General features: G+C 62.2%; 9 protein-coding genes and 1 pseudogene. 3 read left to right on the top strand and 7 right to left on the bottom strand.

The genetic code is table 11. From position 1 onward, the window contains the following. Nucleotides 1-1284, bottom strand: a pseudogene (locus tag RMO18_RS09050) (alkaline phosphatase); the annotation flags it as partial. A gap of 198 nt (nucleotides 1285-1482) precedes the next feature. On the opposite strand from RMO18_RS09050, the gene RMO18_RS09045 reads away from it, so the two are divergent. Further along, nucleotides 1483-1737, top strand: coding sequence for a GlsB/YeaQ/YmgE family stress response membrane protein (locus tag RMO18_RS09045; protein WP_309665371.1), 255 nt, complete (start codon nucleotides 1483-1485; stop codon nucleotides 1735-1737). 33 nt (nucleotides 1738-1770) lie between these two features. On the opposite strand, the gene RMO18_RS09040 is transcribed toward RMO18_RS09045, so the two are convergent. Continuing rightward, nucleotides 1771-2976, bottom strand: a complete 1206-nt coding sequence (locus RMO18_RS09040) for a M24 family metallopeptidase (protein WP_309665373.1) — start codon at nucleotides 2974-2976, stop codon at nucleotides 1771-1773. A 248-nt stretch (nucleotides 2977-3224) separates the two neighbouring features. Between RMO18_RS09040 and RMO18_RS09035 the strand changes: the two genes are divergently transcribed. After that, complete coding sequence (locus RMO18_RS09035) at nucleotides 3225-3554, top strand: zf-TFIIB domain-containing protein (RefSeq protein WP_309665369.1); 330 nt, start codon at nucleotides 3225-3227, stop codon at nucleotides 3552-3554. A 72-nt stretch (nucleotides 3555-3626) separates the two neighbouring features. On the opposite strand, the gene RMO18_RS09030 is transcribed toward RMO18_RS09035, so the two are convergent. Then, nucleotides 3627-3785: a hypothetical protein gene (locus tag RMO18_RS09030; RefSeq protein WP_309665368.1), complete on the bottom strand. Its 159-nt coding sequence runs from the start codon at nucleotides 3783-3785 to the stop codon at nucleotides 3627-3629. Between the two features lie 66 nt (nucleotides 3786-3851). Then, nucleotides 3852-4100, bottom strand: a complete 249-nt coding sequence (locus RMO18_RS09025; RefSeq protein ID WP_309665367.1) for a hypothetical protein — start codon at nucleotides 4098-4100, stop codon at nucleotides 3852-3854. Nucleotides 4101-4260: 160 nt separating this feature from the next. Between RMO18_RS09025 and RMO18_RS09020 the strand changes: the two genes are divergently transcribed. Beyond that, nucleotides 4261-4611: a hypothetical protein gene (locus tag RMO18_RS09020; RefSeq protein ID WP_309665366.1), complete on the top strand. Its 351-nt coding sequence runs from the start codon at nucleotides 4261-4263 to the stop codon at nucleotides 4609-4611. Between the two features lie 161 nt (nucleotides 4612-4772). Here the strand turns inward: RMO18_RS09020 and RMO18_RS09015 are convergent, their stop codons facing one another. The 3 genes from RMO18_RS09015 to RMO18_RS09005 form a co-directional block, all read right to left on the bottom strand. Beyond that, the gene (locus RMO18_RS09015; RefSeq protein WP_309665372.1) at nucleotides 4773-5207 is read right to left on the bottom strand and encodes a molybdenum cofactor biosynthesis protein MoaE; all 435 of its coding nucleotides are present in this window, start codon (nucleotides 5205-5207) and stop codon (nucleotides 4773-4775) included. 1 nt (nucleotide 5208) lies between these two features. After that, a complete protein-coding gene (gene moaD / locus RMO18_RS09010) occupies nucleotides 5209-5457 on the bottom strand; it encodes a molybdopterin converting factor subunit 1 (RefSeq protein ID WP_309665365.1) in 249 nt (82 codons plus the stop codon). Further along, the coding region (locus RMO18_RS09005) for a CDP-alcohol phosphatidyltransferase family protein (RefSeq protein WP_405054036.1) at nucleotides 5454-5834 on the bottom strand (381 nt) is incomplete at its 5' end. The genes RMO18_RS09005 and moaD, both read right to left, overlap by 4 nt.

Below are 5834 nucleotides of genomic sequence, written 5' to 3'. Positions count from 1 at the left end.
CGGCACCCCTTCGGCCAGCGCATAGATCATCACATGCGCCGGGGCCAAACCATCGGCGCGCAGGTCCACCTCATTCGCGGTGACCAGCAAGTTGCGCGCCGGGATCGCCACCATGCCTTCGGGGCTGATGCCCGATGGCAGGATCTGCTTCAGCACCGGGTCCGCCGGGTTGGTCAGGTCATACACCGCCACAAGCGAAGCCCGCTCGGATGCCACGAACAGCATCGGCGTGCCGTTGAAGGTGGCGACCTCGACCGACTCAAGCTCCACGCCCTTCTTGTTGCGATGGTCGGGATAGTGGCCCAGTGCCGCAATCTCGCGCTCCAGCGATGCACCCGATTCGTAGACCACCGTGCCGTCCCGCTTGAAGATGGTAAAGCCGCGTGACCCGCCTTCGTAATCCCCCTCGTTGGCCATCACGAAATGATCGGCGTCGATCCATTTCACCCCGTCCGGTTCGCGCGCAACGCCCGCCTTGTCGCCGGTGAAGTCCAGCTTGCCGTCGCGCTTAGTGTCGATCCCGGTCAGATCCACCGCACCCGCGCTGAAATGGCTGGAAACCACCCCGTCCGCACCGATCACCACGACATGGTTGTTTTCCTGCATCGTCAGCACGATCTCGCCCGCATCGTTCACCGCCAGAAACTCCGGCTCCGGGTCGTCACCGGCCACCTCGGCAAGGCCGGTCACTTCGATCCGCTGCAGGCCCGCGCAATCCACCACGCCGTCATTGACCGGCAGCTTGACCACAAAGCCCGCCGGCATTTGCGGCAGCGCGCCGTCGTTCACCTCTTCATCCCGCTCGTTTTCCACGGCCACCGCCACGAATGACCCGTCCTTGGCCCGCGCCACCGAATCTGGCTGCCCGCCCAGATCGCATTCCGCGACGATGGCCTTGCTTGCCAGATCCACCGTCACCAGCTTGCCCGACGGCGTGGCATAGCTTTCCGACGTGTTCACCCCGACATAAGCCTTGCCGCCGATGATCTGCGCCGTCGTCGGCTCGCCGCCCATATCGATGTTGCCCAGCGGTTTTGGCGCTGCGGGGTCGGTGATGTCCACCATGCCAATCACGCCCAGCGGGCTGTCGGTGTAGACCAGCATCATGCCGTCTTCTGATGCGGTGACGATCTCGGCGCTCGACTCGCGGCTGCGGTCTTCGCCGTCCGCCATGTTGTCGGGCGTGGCAAAGCTGGCGATGCGGTTAAAGTTCATCTCGGCAAGGGCCGGAAACGCGGTTGACAGGGCAACGACTGAGGTCAGTCCAAAAGTCTTCGGTGTCATCGTGCATCCTCATGACGGGTATAAGATCGCCAGAGCCATGCCGCCATTCGGTGAAGCTTCCGTGACACCCACACGACAGCAAGATGAAACGCCGGTCGCGCAAATGCGTTGCGCAGGCACCTTTACCGGAACCAATCCACGCGTTTCGCGTTACTGTGCGCAATTGACCCCGTGGTGGGGGCGGGCGAAGGGGAAAACATGGGTATCGAAGCAATTCTGATCATTCTACTCATCGGTGCCGTTGCGGGCTGGTTGGCCGGGCTAATCGTCAAAGGCTACGGATTTGGCCTTCTTGGCAACATCGTCATCGGCATTGTCGGTGCGTTCATCGCCAGCCTGCTGCTGCCGCGTGTCGGCCTCAGCCTGGGTGGCGGCATTGTCGGGTCGATCATCGCGGCTACCCTTGGCGCGGTGATCCTGCTGTTCCTGATCCGCCTGATCAAGCGCGTCTGACAAAAAGGGCCGGGGGATACCCGGCCCGACGCCTTATCCCACCACGTTGAACGCAGGTCCGTAGGGGTAATGCGTGATGTCCTCGGGCTCGTCCTCGGTCACCACAAAGATGTCATGCTCGCGGTAGCCCCCGGCCCCCGGCATGCCTTCCGGAATCGTCAGCATCGGTTCCATGCTGATCACCATCCCCGGCTCCAGCACCGTGTCGATATCCTCGCGCAACTCCAGCGCCGCCTCGCGGCCATAGTAGTGCGACAGGATCCCGAACGAATGCCCATAGCCGAAAGTCCGGTACTGCAGCATCTGCCGCTCGGCCAGGAACTCGTTGATCTTCCTGGTGATCTCGGCACAGCTTGCCCCAGGGCGCAGCAGCTTCATCCCGAATTCATGGCTGTCGATGTTGGTCTGCCAGACCCGCATGCTCGCATCATCCACCTCGCCCACGAACAGCGTCCGCTCCAGGGCGGTGTAATAGCCGCTGATCATCGGAAAGCAGTTCAGGCTCAGGATATCCCCATGGCGCAGCTTCCGGTTGGTCACCGGATTATGCGCGCCGTCGGTGTTGATGCCGGATTGGAACCACACCCAGGTGTCGCGGTATTCCGCATCCGGGAACCGCTTGGCAATCTCGCGCTCCATCGCGTCCCGCCCGGCGATGGAAATCTCCAGCTCGGTCGCCCCTACCGCAATCGCCTCGCGGATCGCATAGCCACCGACGTCTGCCACGTTCGACCCATGCTTGATCAGCGCGATCTCGGCCGCAGATTTCATCATCCGCTGGTGCATCGTCGCGGGGGCGATATCCATGCCGCGCTTGGGCTTGAGGAACGTGTTGAACTTCTCCGCCCGCTCCATCGTCAGATGGTCCGCCTCGCAGCCCACGGCCTTGCCCTCACCGGTGACCGACGCCACCGCCCGCCACATGTTGTCGCGCGCCCAGTCGGTATAGGTGATGTTGTCGCCGATGCTGCGCCGCCACGGCTGGCCCGCATCGATCCCGGCAGAAATCGTCACGCATTCGGTTTTCGTCACCACACAGGCGTAAGGCCGCCCAAAGCTGCAATACAGGAATCCCGAATAGTAGGCGACGTTGTGCATCGAGGTCAGCACCACCGCGTCCAGATCGTGCATCTCCATGATGTCGCGCAGGCCCGCCAGCCGGTCCTCATATTCTTCCGCCGCAAACGGCAGCACTGCCTTCTGGCCGTTGTGCATCCGGTACATCTCGGGTCGGTTCAGTGTCATGTCAGACTTCCGTCACGGGGCACGCATGCGGAACCCCGAAAGGTCCCGGCGTACAGGACGGTGGCAGGTTTCCCTGCAAGCGGCGGGGCAATAGCCCCTGCGGCGACGCCATCGCCACGGCTCGCCCCCTTCCTGCCCCGGATTGCGACATTTTGCAACCCGTTGGCCGTTTTCCGCCCCCGTGCCTTGCGGTTACGGCAAGAGTTCCCATCTATTCCAAAACCGCAAAGATGGAGAATGCGATGCGCTGCCCAGTGGACAACGAAACCCTTGTGATGGCTGATCGTGGCGGGGTTGAGATTGATTACTGCCCCAAATGCCGCGGCGTCTGGTTGGATCGTGGCGAGTTGGACAAGATCATCGAACGCTCGCTTGGCGCTCCAGCGCCCGCCGCTGTCGCCCAACCCGCACCACAGCGTGCAGCGCCGGTCTACCAACCCGAACCGCAGCGCCCCGCCGCGCACGGCTACGCCGCCGAACCCCGCCGCCGTGATGACGATGACGATGACTATCGCCAAGGCTACAGGAAAAAGCGCAAGGAAAGCTTTCTGGGCGAGCTGTTTGATTTCTGAGGGCAGCGTCCTACCCGTGTTGATGACCGGTCCGCAGCCAAAAGCGGCCGGTCATCTTCGCATTGCTTCAGATCAGGTCGCAGCCTGCTGACCGTCCACCATCAGCGCCTTCATCGCTGACCCGAAACTGGGTCGCAGTTCGACCGACGGCTTCCAACCGGCGTGAAACCCGATTGAAACCGCCGCACCCGTTGTGTCGCCAAGCGGCCGGGCGCGGGAAAGATCGGCCACCTTCGATGCCGGCAACAGCGCGATTCCACTGAATTTCGCCCTTGTTCATCTCTTACAGGGTGATGTTCAGGCTGCCATCCATCCCGCGATGCGCGCCAGCAAGGCCGCGACAAACTCATCGCTGATCAAGGGCGATATTCCGATCCTGACGATATGGTCATCGCGGGCCAGATACTCGGCAGAATGGGTCCGCAGCCGCGACTTCGCCGCAAGAATCGCGCGGATCTCGGCAATCATGCTTTCACCAAAATCGGTCAGGGTGAACGACCGCAGGTCCACCACGGCCACCGCAAACCTCAGCTGCTGAAAATTCATGTCCCGTCCGATCAAGCTACGTGCCCCAAGCATAGGCGCTCGCAGGTCGCAGCATTAGTTCTTTCCCCGAATGACGCCATTCAAACAAGCAATTTCACCTGCCACGCCGCTTCGTTCAGGTCTGTTGGTGCACTCCACCAGCAACCAAAGGACCAAATCCATGACCTCGCTTCTAAAGCCCATCGCACTGGCCGCCTCGCTGATTGCCACCTCGGTCTTTGCCGAAACCGGCGCCTATCTTGAAATCACGCTGAAGATCGCACCGGAAAACCGGCCGGCGGCAGCGGCGATCTGCGCCGAATACAAGGACCCCTTTCTGACCACCGTCGCAGGCAATGACTCAAAGGCGCTTCTGGTGCGGGACGATGATGTTCAGGTTCTGCACGGCTTTGATACCGTCGCCTCGGCCACCGCCTACCTTGCGAGCGAGTTGTTCACCCAAGACGTCTTTGTCGCCCTGAAACCACTTGTTCCGGCAGACCCGGAAGTCAGGATTTATCAAGCCAACTGAGCGCTGGCACGGGGTTGCCCGCGATGGCTAACCCCGTGCGAAAAACCAGCCTCGGCAAAGCCGCAGGAAACTGGTCAAACCCTTAACAAAGTCCTAAACGCGATTCCTAAGTCATTGATTCAAAACAACCCACAAAGATGTCCACGCGTGGACATCCTAAGTCACCACCGCCGCAGCGCCGCCTCGTCCTCATCCCTCGCGGCCACCCAATCGGCCCCCCCGGCCCCGATTTCCTTCTTCCAGAACGGCGCGCGGGATTTCAGGTAATCCATCAGAAACTCCGCCGCCGCAAACGCCTCAGCCCGGTGCGCCGCCGCCGTGGCGACCATCATGATCGCCTCCCCCGGTGCCAGCCGCCCATGCCGATGAATGACCAGCGCATCGATCAGCGACCAGCGCGCCACGGCCTCATCCATGATGGCGCCGATCGCCTTTTCCGTCATCCCCGGATAATGCTCGATCTCCATTGCCGCCAGCGTCCCCGCCTGATCCCGCACGATCCCGGTAAAGGTGACCACGGCCCCGGCCCCGACAGCGGCAAAGCGGGCGGTTTCCGACCCGATGTCAAACGGCGCGGACTGGACTGACAGGCGCATCTCAGCCACCTGTCATCGGCGGAAAGAAAGCAACCTCCCGCACCCCGGCCAGCGGGGCATCAAACGACGACAGCTCCTGATCCAGCGCCACCCGCAGCGCCGACACATCCGCGAATGCGGCCTCGTAACGCTCTTCCCGCTGCTTCAACTCGGCAACCAGATCCGCCACCGTCGCAGCCGCGGTCTCCACCCGCTCGCGCGGCAGGCCGATGCGTTCCCGGACCCAGGCGAAGTAAAGAACGTCGATCATTTCTCTTCTCGAAGATGCGGCAGCGCTTTGACGAAATACTCCCACCCGGTCATGAAGGTGAGGATCGCCGCCAGCCAGATCAACCCCAGCCCAGCCGTCGTCGCGAACGAGGCGCAGTCGCGCTTGCCGCAGGATCGGATCGGGTCGGCCAACCCCGCCATCACAGCCTCGGTGTACTGCTCAGTTGTCATCCCCTGCATCGCGACGCCGTTCAGATACTCAAGCCCAGTACCCAGGAACAGCACCGCGATAGCCACCATCTGCGCCGTCGTTTTCCATTTTGAAAGCTTTGTCACCTTCAGCAATCCCGCCTTGGCCCCAAGAAACTCGCGCAGGCCAGAGACGAAGACTTCGCGGAACAGAATGACGGTCGCGGG

Source organism: Tabrizicola sp., from assembly GCF_031377265.1.
In the GTDB taxonomy this organism is placed as follows: domain Bacteria; phylum Pseudomonadota; class Alphaproteobacteria; order Rhodobacterales; family Rhodobacteraceae; genus JAUYQR01.
This window is presented reverse-complemented; position numbering and strand designations above follow the sequence as displayed.

Coding starts and splice junctions, on each gene's coding strand:
- RMO18_RS09020 (WP_309665366.1), top strand. CDS start 4,261: ATGACCTCGCTTCTAAAGCCCATCGCACTGGCCGCCTCGCTGATTGCC.
- RMO18_RS09045 (WP_309665371.1), top strand. CDS start 1,483: ATGGGTATCGAAGCAATTCTGATCATTCTACTCATCGGTGCCGTTGCG.
- RMO18_RS09025 (WP_309665367.1), bottom strand. CDS start 4,100: ATGAATTTTCAGCAGCTGAGGTTTGCGGTGGCCGTGGTGGACCTGCGG.
- RMO18_RS09035 (WP_309665369.1), top strand. CDS start 3,225: ATGCGCTGCCCAGTGGACAACGAAACCCTTGTGATGGCTGATCGTGGC.
- moaD (WP_309665365.1), bottom strand. CDS start 5,457: ATGATCGACGTTCTTTACTTCGCCTGGGTCCGGGAACGCATCGGCCTG.
- RMO18_RS09015 (WP_309665372.1), bottom strand. CDS start 5,207: ATGCGCCTGTCAGTCCAGTCCGCGCCGTTTGACATCGGGTCGGAAACC.